Below are 14,838 nucleotides of genomic sequence, written 5' to 3' on the forward strand. Positions count from 1 at the left end.
TAAGATAATTTGATATACAACAAGATTGTGGATGTTCCCTACCTACAATTTGTCGCCTTCTCTTTTCAAATTGGTATCAGCAATAAAGATGAGAAAAAAGGAGGTACGCTTGGTTGTACCTCCTTTATTATTAGGAGCTAATATCTGATTTAAGGTGCGTTGAAGTTAAACCAATTGTTTAGCAGGTTTCACCCTATCTTAATCTGCTGAAAATCAAAAAGTACTCAAGCTAGAGATAGATAACTTTATAAGTTCTTATCTATTTTATTTGTAGTATCTGATACGCTTATTCTTTACATTATCAAGTATTGATCAAAAAAGAGCATTCTTGAGATAAATGAAGTATAGAAAAATCAGTTTTAATTACTGAAATTATTGGCGTAGAGAGCGAACAGGTAACGGTGAAGAGTCAGAAGAAATAAAATTTGTATTTCTTAATCACTTTATGTAGGATGGAATGTCACTTACTTTAGCGATAGCGTAACGCATCAATGACCGACCATTAAAAATTTTAGGTGCGTTAGCCTCCGGCATAACACACCCTACTGGACTGACACGCCTAAAATAGTGCATAAAAAAACTCTTGTGGGATGGGTGTCTCACCCGTCCAGGGCGGACAAGATGTCCACCCCACAAGAAAAATTATTGCAACATTTTAGCCTTGCCACGCTACTACCTCAAAAATGCGATCGCAAATGATATCATGTCCGTTCAAATGCCCGTCATTGCGAACGAAGTGAAGCAATCGCAGAGTCCTTGTGATTGCTTCGCTCCACTTCGTTCTGCTCGCAATGACATATTAAGGGTAATTTGCCGGACATGATATGAATTAATAATTCGTAGTACCCTACGGGAAGCGTAAAGCGCTACGTAATTAAATCGAGGTTGGGATTAGCATTTATCTTCATTGCGATTTGGCAAAAAGGAAAAGTTTTAAATTTCCCCTTTCCCCTTTCACCTTTACCCTTTCTCCTTTCACCCAAGTTAAATATGAATTTGCGTTGCCTTGAGCATATGGTAAGTAATAATCAACTGAGTCAGCGCTAAGGGATAACTTTGTAGTACCTCGCCAGTTGTACCAGCGATTTTGCCAAGTTCTGGGTTACTTTCGCGATCGCAAATATTTTTTAAATGTGGCATATCCGAACAGATAATCTGCTCTAATTTATTCACTTGTTCTAAAGTTGCGTGACCATCAACTGCTAGCACATCTACAGGTTTACTCATATCCCTGTCTAATCCCAAACGAATTGCTGAATCGGAACTACTATCAGTTAAGTGCAGAAGTGAAGTAAAATCTGGATGCGGAATTGTGGGACGTAGTACCAACCTCACATTCAGATGTCCATTAGTTTCTTCTTTGGCATCTTCAGGTGGGTAGAAACTAACAACTATATCAGACCATTGTCGTTGCGGACGGATAAATTGCTCTGAATCTGGTTCGCGCTTTTCTAATTCTGATAGTACTTGTTCGGGAGTATAACCGCGTTTTTGAGTATCTCGTTTAACTTTCCACTGGGCGCGTATCTCTTCGGGAGGTGCAAGATAAACTTTCACATCATAAGCTTCACGGGCAGCGCGTGTAGAATAACCCAGTAATCCTTCAATAATGACGAATTTATTCGGTTTAATATACTGTGGTGGTTCAAAAGTCCCAGTTTTATGACTGTAAACTGGTTTGAGAATTGACTGTCCCGTGCGAAGCAGCGATAAATGCTGCTGCATAATATCTAGATAGTTGCAATCTGGGTGGAGGGCAGTGATCCCAATTTCTGCACGTTGTTTGCGATCATAACGGTGATAATCATCTGTGCAGATGATCGTGACATTTTCGGGCCCGAGTACCTGAGCAATCCCTCTAGTTAGTGTTGTTTTGCCAGCAGCACTGTCACCGACAATACCAAGAATAATTGGACGGCTCATCATACCCCCCCACAAAGAGTTTAGTAAGTCTGTTAATGATTAATTGAGAATATTCCTAATTTTAAAGGGGATTTTGTTCAGTAACTTAAGTTACTGCTTCTATGCAACATCTCTACACAATATAGCAATTCAATTTTTGATTTTTGAATTAATTTATGCAGAGAGGGTAATGGGTAATTGGTCATTGGTCATAAGTAAAGTTATTTCCCCTTGTCCCCTTGTCCCCTTCCAGTTCCTAACCTCTGGCTGCATCTATACCCAAACGCAAATACTCGATTTTGATACAAGCATCCATAATTACATTCAGCCCACCACTTAAAGCAGTTTGGGCGGCTGCTTGATTCCAGATACCTTGTTGTGCCCACACCGTTGGGGCTTTAATTGCGATCGCCTCTTCGATAATTTCTGGCAAATACTCAGCACGCCGAAAGATATTCACTATATCTACACTCGCAGGAATTTCTCTCAAGGAAGGATAACAAGGCTGCCCATCAATTTCTGTAACTAATGGGTTGACGGGATAGACTGTGTAACCTGCACGCTGCAAAAACTGAGCAATTTGATAACTGATACGATTGGGTTTATCCGAATGACCAACAACTGCGATCGCTTTTGCTTGAATTAACACATCACGCAGAGCGTTATCATCATCTTTCAGGTTTGGCATAGTCCGTGAATAGTTAACTACAAGGTAAATGGTAGAGGGGAATGGGTAATGGGGAATGGGTAATGGGGAATGGGTAATGGGGAATGGGTAATGGAAGGGGAGAAATCCCATTACCAAACACCAAATGACGAATGACCAATGACAAATCAAACACAGGGACTTGAACCAAATCTTTATAATTATTTACTCTCTGTTTCTTTGCGAGAACCAGAAATATTAGCTCAGTTACGGCAAGAAACAGCCCAGCATCCAATGGCGAGAATGCAAATTGCACCTGAACAAGGGCAATTTATGGCATTGTTGGTACAGCTAATAGGTGCTAAAAAAACTTTAGAATTAGGTGTATTTACGGGATACAGTACGTTAGTAGTAGCTTTAGCCTTACCAAGCGACGGAAAAATAGTAGCCTGTGATGTTAGTGAAGAGTTTACAGCGATCGCGCGTCATTATTGGCAGCAAGCTGGGGTGGCAGAGAAAATAGACCTGCACATTGCCCCAGCGTTAGAAACTTTAGATAAGTTGCTGCAAGCAGGGGAAGCCGAAACCTTTGATTTTGCGTTCATTGATGCTGATAAAAGCAACTATGATGCCTATTATGAGCGATCGCTACAATTAATCCGTCCAGGTGGCGTGATTGCGATCGATAATGTCCTGTGGTCAGGAAGAGTTGCAGATCCCCAAGTACAAGACAATAGAACCAAAAGAATTCGCGCTTTTAATCAAAAACTGCATCAAGATCAGCGCATAAATCTTAGTTTATTACCCATTGCGGATGGTTTAACCTTGGTGCGGAAGAATGGGGATTAGGGATTGGGGATTAGGGACTGGGGATTAGGGACTGGGGACTGGGAGATGAGGAAGCAGAGAAAGCAGAGGAAGCAGGGGTGCAGGGGAGAATAGCCATTACTCATTACTCATTACCCATTACTCATTACTCATTACCCATTACTCATTACTCATTACCCATTACCAAACACCAATGCCCAATGCCCAATGCCCCATGCCCCATTCCCTAAAAGTTGTCATTATTCATGATTTACAGTTACCCTTGAAAAGAAACTGTCGCCTTTTTTCTTGCTGACGTACTCTTTTTTCCTCGGTGAGGTCATCAAAACAGTAGGGGCAAGTAACACCTTCCTCGTACTTAGGTGAAGCCTTATCTGCTTCAGAAATTGGGCGACCACAACTTTGACACATATCATAAGTGCCTTCTTCCAGTCCATGACGGACGGCGATGCGTTCGTCAAAAACGAAGCATTCTCCTTGCCATAAGCTTTCTTCGGCGGGAACTTCTTCTAAATATTTGAGAATGCCACCTTTGAGATGATAGACTTCTGCAAAACCTTGGGACAGCATGAAGGATGAGGCTTTTTCACACCGAATCCCGCCAGTACAAAACAAAGCGACTTTTTTATGTTTTTCGGGGTCGAGGTTTTGGCGTACATACTCAGGAAACTCTCGGAATATATGAGTTTGAGGATTTTGCGCCCTTGTGAAAGTGCCAATATTCACCTCGTAATCGTTACGGGTATCAATCACGGTAACTTCCGGATCGGAAATTAGTTGATTCCATTCTTGAGGCTCGACATAAATTCCTACCTGTTGATTAGGATCGACTTCTGGCAATCCTAAAGTCACAATTTCGGACTTTAAACGCACCTTCATCCGCTCAAATGGTAGTGTACTAGCGTAGGATTCTTTGGATTCGATGTCTGCTAACCGCGAATCGGAACGCAGAAATTCTAAAACTGCGTCAATAGCTTGGCGTGAACCTGCGATGGTGCCGTTAATACCTTCTTGTGCTAACAGGATGGTTCCCTTGATACCTTGCTGCTGGCAGTAAGATAATAAAGGTTCTCGCTTCTCGGCAAAATCCGGCAAACTCACGAATTTATAAAGTGCTACAACAACTTGAAGATTTTCTTGCTTCATCCCTTTAGAAATGAACCGGTTTCAGGTACAATAACAAAGACAGCTTTAAATAAGCTACCTAATCTCATTCTATGGGGGTTTAGCTCAGTTGGTAGAGCGCCTGCTTTGCAAGCAGGATGTCAGCGGTTCGAGTCCGCTAACCTCCATTCAGTAGTTAAATCAATCAAAAATGGTAGCTTTTCTTTAATGGTGGCGTAGACGTGAAGCGGCTTGTCGTAGACATCGCTTGCAACAAGTCATTTCTATCTGATTGCTTGAGTGTGGCACTAATTGGGCTTGTGGACATGGAAATTAGTCTCCGGTATGTTTCGTACAGCAGTTTTCACCCCTTGGAACCACGCTGTCACGGCACAGTATTGCTGTGCGCTGTAGGCAAATTTGGTCTATTTCCCAGAAAATAGCTGTAATTTTAGATTGCCCACAGATACAATCAGAATTTCCATGCCATTTAAGGCCTTTTAAATAAAAAATATCCTTATTGTAAGGGCACGGCTGCCATAGACTTTCGCTCAAGCAGAGATTTGATCGGTGCCGTGTCCCTACTTGGTGGATAATTTATTTCTGAGACTCCGACAAACGACTTGAGAAAAATTGCACATCGCGCTAGTCTTCATTAGCGTAACCGCACGCTGTATAATCAGGCGATGACAAATCCGCTCTCTTCCGTAATTCCCTCCTACAGTTGGAATCGTCCCATTGGTCTTGGTTGGGATCAGCCCTACACTGTCCGCTACGCTAGCAACATTGATGATGGCCCTTGGCATGGTATGCCTTTAGGTGGCTTTGGTGCTGGTTGTATTGGTCGTTCTTCTCGGGGAGACTTTAATTTATGGCATATTGACGGGGGAGAGCATACATTTCAGAATATCCCCGCCTGTCAATTCAGTGTGTTTGAGTCTCACGGCTCATCTTCCCAAGCTTATGCTTTATGCACCCAAGCACCAGAGGATAAGAGTTTAGCTGCTTGGCGCTGGTATCCAGAAAGCAGGGGAGCAGGGGAGAAGTTTAACACGGGGAATTATCATGCGCTCTATCCCCGTAGTTGGTTTGTTTACGAAAATGTCTTTAAAGCACAGCTAAGTTGTGAGCAGTTTTCCCCCATTTGGGCAAATAACTACAAAGAAACTAGTTATCCGGTGGCGATATTCCTTTGGAAAGCCCATAATCCCACGAATGCACCTATTACTCTCAGCATTATGCTCACCTGGCAAAATATGGTGGGTTGGTTTACCAATGCTTTGAAGTCGCCGGAAGTGAAGATTCGGGATGATGGTAGCCCAGTTTATGAATATCAGCCGCGTTTGGGCGAGAGTCAAGGTAATTACAATCAATTAGTGGAAAATGAGCAGCACTTTGGTTGCTTTTTATCCCGGGTTGCTGGTAATGCACCTGTGCAAGAAGGTGATGGTAGCTGGTGTATTGCAACTGTGAAGCATCCCCAGGTGGAAATGTTTGATCACACGCGCTGGAATCCAAGCGGTACAGGTGATGAGTTGTGGCAAAGCTTTGCAATAGATGGTTCTTTGCCCAATCATGTTGATGATACGCCAGCAGCAGATAATACACAAATCGGGGCTGCGATCGCACTGCGTTTTACGCTGCAACCAGGACAATCTCTAGAACTCCCCTTTGTTTTAACTTGGGATTTCCCAGTAACAGAATTTGCTGCAGGAATTAACTATTACCGCAGATATACAGATTTTTTTGGCAGAGATGGTCAAAATGCTTGGGCGATCGCATCTACTGCCTTAACAGAATATCAGAATTGGCGATCGCAGATTCAAAGTTGGCAACAACCCATCCTTGACCGGGAAGATTTACCAGCTTGGTTGAAAATGGCTCTATTTAATGAGCTTTATGACCTTACTAGTGGTGGTACTCTCTGGAGTACAGCTTCAGAAAACGATCCTATCGGTCAGTTTGCGGTGCTGGAGTGCTTAGATTATCGCTGGTATGAAAGTTTAGATGTGCGCTTGTATGGTTCTTTCGCCCTATTAATATTATTCCCCGAACTGGAAAAGTCAGTAATGCGGGCTTTTGCCAGGGCGATTCCCCACAGTGACGACCACCAACGTATAATTGGCTATTACTATACAATTGGCGCAGACACGACAACTGCAACCCGCAAAATCGCAGGCGCAACACCCCACGATTTAGGCGCACCTAATGAGCACGTTTGGGAGAAAACTAACTACACCTGTTACCAAGACTGCAATTTATGGAAAGATTTAGGCAGTGATTTTGTGTTGCAAGTATACCGAGATTTTCTACTCACAGGTGCTGATGATGTGCAGTTCCTTGCAGATTGTTGGGATGCAATTGTGCAAACTCTCGACTATCTGAAAACTTTTGATTTAGATGGTGATGGCATTCCCGAGAACTCCAGTGCGCCAGATCAGACTTTTGATGATTGGCGACTGCAAGGTGTGAGTGCATATTGCGGGGGTTTATGGTTAGCGGCGTTAGAAGCTGCGATCGCCATTAGTGATATCTTATTAACGAACCGCAGAGGCGCAGAGAACACAGAGGAGTTAGCAGCGCAAAAATCTATCTATGAAACTTGGTTAAACCAATCTCGTCCCATCTACGAAGAAAAACTTTGGAATGGGCAATATTACCGCCTGGATAGCGAGAGTGGTTCGGAAGTAGTGATGGCGGATCAACTATGCGGACAATTCTACGCCCGATTGTTGAGATTACCGGATATTGTAGCGAGCGATCGCGCCTTATCTGCACTCAAAACTGTATATGATGCTTGCTTCCTCAAATTCCAAAATGGTCAATTCGGTGCTGCAAACGGTGTGCTCATTGATGGTTCCCCAGAAAATCCCAAAGCCACCCATCCTCTAGAAGTCTGGACAGGTATCAACTTTGGGCTAGCAGCTTTCCTCGTACAGATGGGAATGAAAGATGAAGCATTGCGCTTAACACAAGCCGTAGTCCAGCAAATTTACGACAACGGACTACAATTCCGCACACCCGAAGCCATCACCGCATCTGGTACCTTCCGCGCCAGCACCTACCTACGCGCAATGGCTATCTGGGCAATTTACTTAGTTTATTAGGGCATGGGGCATTGGGCATTGGGCATTGGGCATTGGTGTTTGGTAATGAGTAATGAGTAATGAGTAATGAGTAATGAGTAATGAGTAATGGGTAATGAGTAATGGGTAATGGCTATTCTCCCCTGCACCCCTGCTTCCTCTGCTTCCCCTGCTACCTCATCCCCCTCATCTCCCTCATCCTCCTAGTCCCCAGCCCCCAATCCCTAATCCCTAATCCCCAATCCCCAATGCCCCATGCCCCATGCCCAATCTTTATTTTTGATTAACTAATTTCAATTTTGCAATCAAATATACATACAGAAAAATATCTACGTTTTATTATTTACGTTTTCAAACCTACTTCGTTTGTAGCTGATTTCGTAAGTATTTTTATCTGTTGTTTTATTTTCCGGGTGTTTCTTAAACCAATAGAAAAGAGTAAGTAATAGTAACAGGGTTGTAACTTCTTGAAGACTCAGGAGTGTTGCTTTCAATGGATTCTAGATTTTCAGCTTAAATTATTGAGGATATTAATCTCTAAAAATTTATGTTCATGGTTAACATTTTTTACCGGAAAATAAATTTATTATTAATTATTTTTTGTAGCAAAAGCTACTATGAATTTAACTGCCTGTTGTAAAAAATCTCTACAGATAAGGTAAAATAAATTTTTTACATTCATTCTACGTATTCTTATATACAGTAATAAGGCAATTAAATCAATGAATATTGATTAAAGAGTAGTTAAAATTTTGATAAAGTAGGGAGTATATATTGGCGATCGCAGCCAAAACCTCAGAAGCAAACATTAGCCATTGATTTAGACTTGACTCAAAATCTCACAGTCATAAATCATTTGTAAATCTTTCCTATTCCCCGTTCTAAACCTCCAGAAGTAATTTCACAACTCCCAGAGGAATTACTATACATCAGTATTTGTAAGTACTTTTTGAAACTTTCTCTTAGGATAAGCCACTGAAAAATGATAGCTCTGCAATTGGTGATTGATAACACAAATAATTGCGTTTTCCAGAGGCTGTTGGAATGAAGCAATCCAAACAGTGAAAAATTTCACGTCTTTTTTTGTACTGAAGGTACTCGTCTATTTAAAGTTAACAAGCTTACCCAAAACCCAAAATTTAGCCATGAACTTCTATTTGTCGTTTAGAGTTCAGGGAGATGGAGAATTTCAAACTAACCAGCAGTCTCCCACTCCAAAAGCGTCTATTCTCAGTTTTTTGGGGGTAATTGTCAATTAATTAGAAACTGAGCAAGAGAGATTGGAGACTACTTAATTCTCTATCTTCTCTGATTTTCCCAAGCTTGCTGCATATATCTGTATCTTGCTTTGAAACAGAAGTATCATTTTGAGAAACCACACTGATGAAAAACTGATAGTAATTATAGGTTTTTATCGCTACTAGTAATAATTACATTTTCTCATGTAACCATACTTAACTACATCAGTTAGATATTAATTCTACAGTCAGGCTATTTAGAACTATTACTATCATCTGCTGTAGATAATATACCTATATACTGCTTATTTTACTAGCATTTTATAGGCTAATTCTGATACATTATAGTTGACTTAGATATGAATCGGTGGTGAATTTGCCAGAGTCATTTGACACTGGTTACCAAAGTTTATATATCATATCATATTCTAAAATTTTTTGCATATTATCTGCAGCAAAGTATGGTTTATCTTGATGCAATATTATCAACAAACATATTCTAATTGCTCAGGTATGAAAACGCTAAAATCTTTGTATAGCAAGAAATAGCAAAAAAATAAACAAAGATAAAAGTCAGATAAATTCTAAAAAACTTTTTCAATAATTATGGCTTTTTTAGATTTTTTTAAAATGTCTATATTCCTTGTTACTTGGCTGTTAAACCACATATCTAGTGCTAAAATTTCTTAGTAATGCGAGGTAAATAAAATTTCGATATGTATCTTATATGAGGGGTTTAACCCCTCAGTGTTTATAAAAAAGCTGACAAAATGCTAAGTTACACAATACATAGGTAGATATCATGTGAAAATCACTAAATTTAACTTATAAAGACATCAATTTAGGAGATGACATTAGCGCAAAAAAATAGTATAAATAGAAATGTTGTTCTTGAACTTCAAGAAAATAGAACTTTGAGTTCCCACCCTAAAACTTATGAAGTTTTACTGAGTAACTCCTAATCTCGTAGCAATATATAATACGCCAGCTATATCAGGGACAAGTAATTAAATTAGGAGTTGGGAAATTTAAAGAGGACGAAACTGCATCTACCAAGAGCCAAACCGAGACTTTTTTCTGCCATTCGTCTGAACATAACAAAAGGTAAATTTTTACCAAGTGTTAATTACTCAGCAAGAGCGATAGCCGAACACTAACTAACGGCCGAGTTCAGTTCTTCAGTACTTCTTACCACTAAGTAAAGGCTGTAGAACTTGGCAGAGGATGTAAATCATGACGATAAATCCACAGGCTTGATTTTAAACAGTCAAGTTTCCCAAACAGGTAAGCTCATGGAAAGAATCATCAAGTTAAATGCAGTGGAAACCGCAAGTCAAAGGAGTAGTTATAGGATGAAGGTTGATTATTTGCATCCTTACTACGATCCAACTCCTGAGAAAATATCGATTTATAACAGTGCGCTCAGTATAACTAGAGCGACTGTACCAGAAACATCTACCTGCGATCGCTACATAAAATGCCAAGAATGGAGCCAGCAGTCTCAATTCAGCGGCTTTGGTCTTCAGGAATAGCAAAATTAACTCAGAACTTTTGGTATTTCTGCTTGTACCTGTCAAGAGGGTAGTGTTCTACCTAAATAGTCGTTAATACCGCATTGCTGATTTTTGTTTTGGAAGCTAATTCAGCAAATGTAAATAGGCTAGAGCAGTTTGTTAACTTCAATTTAAATCCCAACAACCGCAGAACCAGACTGGTTTACTTAAATTAAGACAACTAACACTATGAACCACGATATTTCTGACATTAGTAGCAAGTTAAAGAACTCTATTCCTCCTGAACAGTTTGATCAAGTCGTGGAAGCGATTCTTTCTGGAAAATATTCCTGGGCCTGTGTATTAATGTTACGTTTTGCTGGTTACAATCCTTTACATTACATTCCTTATCGGACTTACAATCGATTGCTCAAAGAAAACTCCCTGATGAATCGGTCTAACAACCAGCAAAATCCCACTCTGAATATAGCCAAACCATCCTCTGAGAAAAGGTCTGATACAAATGTCTCACCAACTAACTTAAGCAAGATTAAGGAATTTCCTTATCTTGAGGTCGTTGGAAAGTAAAAAGTAGAAATTTGTGGTGCTAGTTAGGATATGTGGCTGACAGAGTAAGTTCGATAACATAAATCAAATACTAATTCAGGCCAGAAAGTACTCAAGATACTTCTGGAAAATTCTGTTGATTAATTAATGTATCCATCAATTAACTACAGATTTCCAGTCATTGAGTAACTATCTAATTGCCATGCAGATTAAAGATTTATAGCATGACTGCTTTGTAATGGTATTTGTTGCTTAAATAGACTGCTTGTAAAAATCCAGCCAACAAATTCGCTTTGTGATTGCGACCTCCAAAACTCTTACCTTATATAGTCCTCCTCCTTTAGGGGGACTACCCTTTATTTATGAGGTGATTGTTTTCCAGGCTAAACTTGCAATCTCTAGCAATCGAGTTTGATTGCTGAAATTGCTTGCCTAAAAAGGTAAGAATAATCAGACAGAATTAATCAGTATATACCAAGTTCGTTTTAATTAAAGAGGAGTTTTATATGTGTTGATTATCCTAGTAGTAGGACTAACAATAATAACGGATCGAAAAATATAATCAAACCGTATATAGTCTATCAAAAGCAATATAAAATGCGACATATTTGCATTAATTGCTGAGGAGATAATTCGGAAAATCCTCTTATAGTTAAGTTTTTTTAAAATCGACACAACATTATTGATACAATCTGCCAATTTGGCAAATATTAGCAGAAAAAATTTTATAAATTATAGATGCCAACTGAAACATCAAAGCTTGACTCGCAGATTTCATGGTGCGGTACGAAATCAATGATCAGTGCCAAACATGAAATGCATCAACTCGATTGGTGAAGTAGTCAACATCTTATAGAGTAGATAAATCCAAGACCAAAATAGACAATTCAACTGTTGCTACTGGTGGTTCTGTTTCCCAGGAAGTTGGAAACAATCAAATTGGGAGTGGTAAATTTTTCCATGCCAAATTTGAATTGTTCCCACCTAGTTTAGAGATGGTGGTAACAATAGTGAGATAACTTCCTTGACTGTGGTGAATGTGAATTTAGCCCAAAAAGTTCACATTTCATATTATTAACAGCAGTGGAAATAGAAAAAGCGACAGTTAAATTAAAGTCAAGGCTGGTGGAATACATAACTCTTACGCTTCTATAAACGACTATCGTAATCCTTGTCCTCCCAAACAGGATTATGGCTGTTTTAGAAATTAGCAATTTATACAGGAAATTTTGGAAGCTACAAACTTGAATAGCTTCCAATTTTTTATGTTTCCAAGAGAGGAAACAGGGAAGAGAAAATAAAAATGTAGGCGGTTTGATTCACAAATCCAAGAGGAATATTCTGCCCTAAAATGAACAATTTAATGGTAAATTTCGGAATCTGTATCAGTTGTCCTGGTCTTGCAGAGATTATCAGGGTCTGATTTTGTATATATGAGTAACTTTTCTTCTCAGGGACTTTTACGACAGAGAATATTTTTTCTCTCCTTGCTTGTAAAGACGCGATCAATCGCGTCTCTACCCTGCCCCCCTGCCAAGAAAGCGATAGTATATTTTTTAAGTTGAAAATTCCTAAAACTTAGTTGCTGACTGATAGTAGCGCTAGCCGAGAATGTATATTGGGCTTAATAGCCTATTATTTTTGAAACATGAAAATGCTAGCAAATGGATAAAGAAGACGTAAGCGACGAACAAAGCAATTATGACCAACGCCTAGATAACTGCTATGCAGAAAAACGCTATGGTGCGAACATAGAACTGATATCAGTATTTGGGCTATTTGTCAATCTAGCCGTAAATTCTCCTGTTAACTAGCAGCAAAGTACTGCATCTGCTGCTAAACTTCATTTTTTATGATTCTTTACATATTGCAACTGTCAACTCGATTTTAGAGTTCATTGTAATTTGTACAATGCAGCTGTGACGTGGATTTTTCCAGATTGGGCTTCCTTAACGATATTCATGAGCATTTCGACTTCCGTGCTGAGTGATCTGCTACAGTTCCTCCCCTACCTGCGCCCCCAGCTATATTTCAAGGCTTCACTAACGGCGCTCTCCCATGCGATGGAAGACCAGGTTTTGGCGGCGACTTTAGTTGAGCCTTTGGTAATTGCTAGCTTCCAACGCGAGCGGTTCTACCGCCAAGAAGCTCATCGCTACCAACGGCTATCCGAGCGTAGTAGTCATGTATACGTGCTATCTGCACCAGAAACTGATTTTACTAATAGCTCGCAATACTACGAAAAAATAGCTTTTGAACCAGATGACGCTTTAAGCCAAGAATGGCATTTAGTGGTAATTGCAGATAATTATGCTACTTGCTTGGTGTGCCGAGAAAACTTAGGCTCCATTGCCAAAAATAAGCAGGTTCCCGATCTAGTACCTAGTCTGGATATGGATACAGCACGTAGGTTTGAAGGCGTTTGGACATCAGAAAGGGGAGTCAGCCTAAAAGCAGCCCAATTGCTATTAGAAAGGATTGTAGTTTACAGACCAGATTTGCTAGATAAAGTCGAGGAAGCACGCCAGAGGTTTGGTATAGGGAAACCGCGCAGCGCCTCTGGAATAGCGCAGACTAACGAGTATGCTTGTGACATAGATACTGATCCTTTTGTGCAACGCTTAGTAACTTATCTCCAAGCAAGTCAGTATAAATTACATAAAGCCTATCGTTCGATTACAGCCCAAGCACGCAAAGAACGCTTAATTAACTCCATCAGCACCGCCATTAGGCGATCGCTCGACCCTCATGAAGTCCTGCAAATAGCTGCACAAGAATTAGGGCAACACATGGGTGCTGGTCGTTGTTTAATTTACCGCGTGCAAGCTACAGAAGCCAAAGCCATCATTGAACATGAATTTTTAACTCCAGGGGTGACATCTGTGAAGGGGCAAACCTGGGAGTTAGATAAAAATCCTCTATTTCGGGAAATTATTCAACGGGGTGAGGGAGTTTGTGTCAGCGACACCTTAACCGAACCTTGGGTGAATAGTTCCACCATGTTGTCTGCGATCGCCAAAAAGTTTGCTATCCGTTCTTGGCTGATGGAACCAGTGTTTTATCAAGGCCGATTGTTAGGTGTCGTAGAGTTACACTATTGCACCATGCCCGTTCATGAGTGCCAACCTGCAGAATTGGATTTAGTAAAAGCGATCGCTATCCAAGTAGGAGCCGCTTTAATTCAAGCAGAAGCCTACGCTAACCTCGAAGTTCTCAATCAGCAGTTAGAAGCCCTTGATCGCACCCGCAGCAACCTGATAGCCATTACTGGACACGAACTCCGCACGCCCCTATCTACCATCCAAGTTTGCCTGGAAAGTCTCGCCAGCGAACCAGATATGCCGCAAGATTTACAGCAAGTCATGCTAAGTACAGCGCTATCTGATTCCGAACGGATGCGGAAATTAGTGCAAGATTTCTTAACACTTTCTAACCTAGAAAGTGGGCGTGTAGAATGGCACCCAGAATCTTTAACTGTACAAGAGTGTGTCGATTTAGCCCTCAGCCGGATGCGGACACGCTCAGTCACTGAAAAACTTCCCCAAATTACCACTGAAATACCCCAACAACTGCCTTTAGTCAAAGCTGATGGTGATTGGCTAGTGGAGGTGATAGCAAAACTGGTAGATAACGCCTATAAATTTACCCCTGTACAAGGAGAAATCAGCATTAGTGCCACTAGTAATGGACAAAAGATGGTTGAGGTCACCGTGGCTGATACAGGCAGGGGTATCGAGCCAAATCGCCTAGAAATAGTTTTTGACAGGTTTTATCAAGAAGAAGGCGCACTACGACGCAGCGCCGGCGGCACAGGTCTGGGATTAGCAATTTGTCGTCTCATTGTCAATGGTTGGGGCGGTGAAATTTGGGCAGAATCCAAAGGAAAAGACCAGGGCAGTCAATTTCGTTTTACGATCCCTATTGTTCAGGTTATCCAAGAGGAGAAGCGGACGAGGAAGGGGAGGTGAGGGATT

12 protein-coding genes and 1 tRNA gene are annotated in these 14,838 nt (G+C 40.7%); 8 read left to right on the forward strand and 5 right to left on the reverse strand.

Annotated elements, in window-relative coordinates; translation table 11 throughout:
* Nucleotides 1-984: 984 nt before the first annotated feature.
* Both HGR01_RS35960 and HGR01_RS35965 read right to left on the reverse strand, forming a co-directional pair.
* Nucleotides 985-1,923, reverse strand: a complete 939-nt coding sequence (locus HGR01_RS35960) for a phosphoribulokinase (RefSeq protein WP_045867596.1) — start codon at nt 1,921-1,923, stop codon at nt 985-987.
* 235 nt (nt 1,924-2,158) lie between these two features.
* Nucleotides 2,159-2,590 (reverse strand): CoA-binding protein, encoded by a 432-nt coding sequence (locus HGR01_RS35965; RefSeq protein ID WP_045867597.1) that lies wholly within the window; start codon nt 2,588-2,590, stop codon nt 2,159-2,161.
* A 138-nt stretch (nt 2,591-2,728) separates the two neighbouring features.
* Between HGR01_RS35965 and HGR01_RS35970 the strand changes: the two genes are divergently transcribed.
* Nucleotides 2,729-3,397, forward strand: coding sequence for a class I SAM-dependent methyltransferase (locus HGR01_RS35970; RefSeq protein WP_045867598.1), 669 nt, complete (start codon nt 2,729-2,731; stop codon nt 3,395-3,397).
* Nucleotides 3,398-3,474: 77 nt separating this feature from the next.
* Nucleotides 3,475-3,606: an alpha/beta hydrolase gene (locus HGR01_RS35975; protein WP_155538910.1), complete on the forward strand. Its 132-nt coding sequence runs from the start codon at nt 3,475-3,477 to the stop codon at nt 3,604-3,606.
* 13 nt (nt 3,607-3,619) lie between these two features.
* Here HGR01_RS35975 and HGR01_RS35980 read toward each other — a convergent pair whose 3' ends face one another.
* A complete protein-coding gene (locus HGR01_RS35980) occupies nt 3,620-4,522 on the reverse strand; it encodes a rhodanese-related sulfurtransferase (protein WP_045867599.1) in 903 nt (300 codons plus the stop codon).
* A 73-nt stretch (nt 4,523-4,595) separates the two neighbouring features.
* Here HGR01_RS35980 and HGR01_RS35985 point away from each other — a divergent pair.
* A tRNA-Ala gene (locus tag HGR01_RS35985) sits at nt 4,596-4,668 on the forward strand.
* Between the two features lie 17 nt (nt 4,669-4,685).
* Here the strand turns inward: HGR01_RS35985 and HGR01_RS35990 are convergent.
* Complete coding sequence (locus HGR01_RS35990) at nt 4,686-4,808, reverse strand: hypothetical protein (protein WP_255325129.1); 123 nt, start codon at nt 4,806-4,808, stop codon at nt 4,686-4,688.
* Nucleotides 4,809-5,166: 358 nt separating this feature from the next.
* Between HGR01_RS35990 and HGR01_RS35995 the strand changes: the two genes are divergently transcribed.
* Nucleotides 5,167-7,587, forward strand: coding sequence for a GH116 family glycosyl hydrolase (locus HGR01_RS35995; RefSeq protein WP_045867600.1), 2,421 nt, complete (start codon nt 5,167-5,169; stop codon nt 7,585-7,587).
* Here the strand turns inward: HGR01_RS35995 and HGR01_RS36000 are convergent.
* Nucleotides 7,584-7,715: an alpha/beta hydrolase gene (locus tag HGR01_RS36000; protein ID WP_155538911.1), complete on the reverse strand. Its 132-nt coding sequence runs from the start codon at nt 7,713-7,715 to the stop codon at nt 7,584-7,586. The genes HGR01_RS35995 and HGR01_RS36000 overlap by 4 nt on opposite strands.
* A gap of 2,303 nt (nt 7,716-10,018) precedes the next feature.
* On the opposite strand from HGR01_RS36000, the gene HGR01_RS36005 reads away from it, so the two are divergent.
* The 4 genes from HGR01_RS36005 to HGR01_RS36020 all read left to right on the forward strand — a co-directional run bounded on the left by HGR01_RS36005 (nt 10,019) and on the right by HGR01_RS36020 (nt 14,832).
* Nucleotides 10,019-10,336: a hypothetical protein gene (locus HGR01_RS36005; protein ID WP_045867602.1), complete on the forward strand. Its 318-nt coding sequence runs from the start codon at nt 10,019-10,021 to the stop codon at nt 10,334-10,336.
* 210 nt (nt 10,337-10,546) lie between these two features.
* Nucleotides 10,547-10,885 carry a HetP family heterocyst commitment protein gene (locus tag HGR01_RS36010; protein WP_045867603.1) on the forward strand — a complete coding sequence of 113 codons (339 nt, stop codon included), beginning with the start codon at nt 10,547-10,549 and terminating at the stop codon, nt 10,883-10,885.
* Nucleotides 10,886-12,528: 1,643 nt separating this feature from the next.
* Nucleotides 12,529-12,678, forward strand: a complete 150-nt coding sequence (locus HGR01_RS36015; RefSeq protein ID WP_155538912.1) for a hypothetical protein — start codon at nt 12,529-12,531, stop codon at nt 12,676-12,678.
* 147 nt (nt 12,679-12,825) lie between these two features.
* Nucleotides 12,826-14,832 (forward strand): DICT sensory domain-containing protein, encoded by a 2,007-nt coding sequence (locus HGR01_RS36020; protein ID WP_045867604.1) that lies wholly within the window; start codon nt 12,826-12,828, stop codon nt 14,830-14,832.
* The last annotated feature ends 6 nt before the right edge of the window (nt 14,833-14,838 follow it).

This window comes from Tolypothrix sp. PCC 7712 (assembly GCF_025860405.1).
In the GTDB taxonomy this organism is placed as follows: domain Bacteria; phylum Cyanobacteriota; class Cyanobacteriia; order Cyanobacteriales; family Nostocaceae; genus Aulosira; species Aulosira diplosiphon.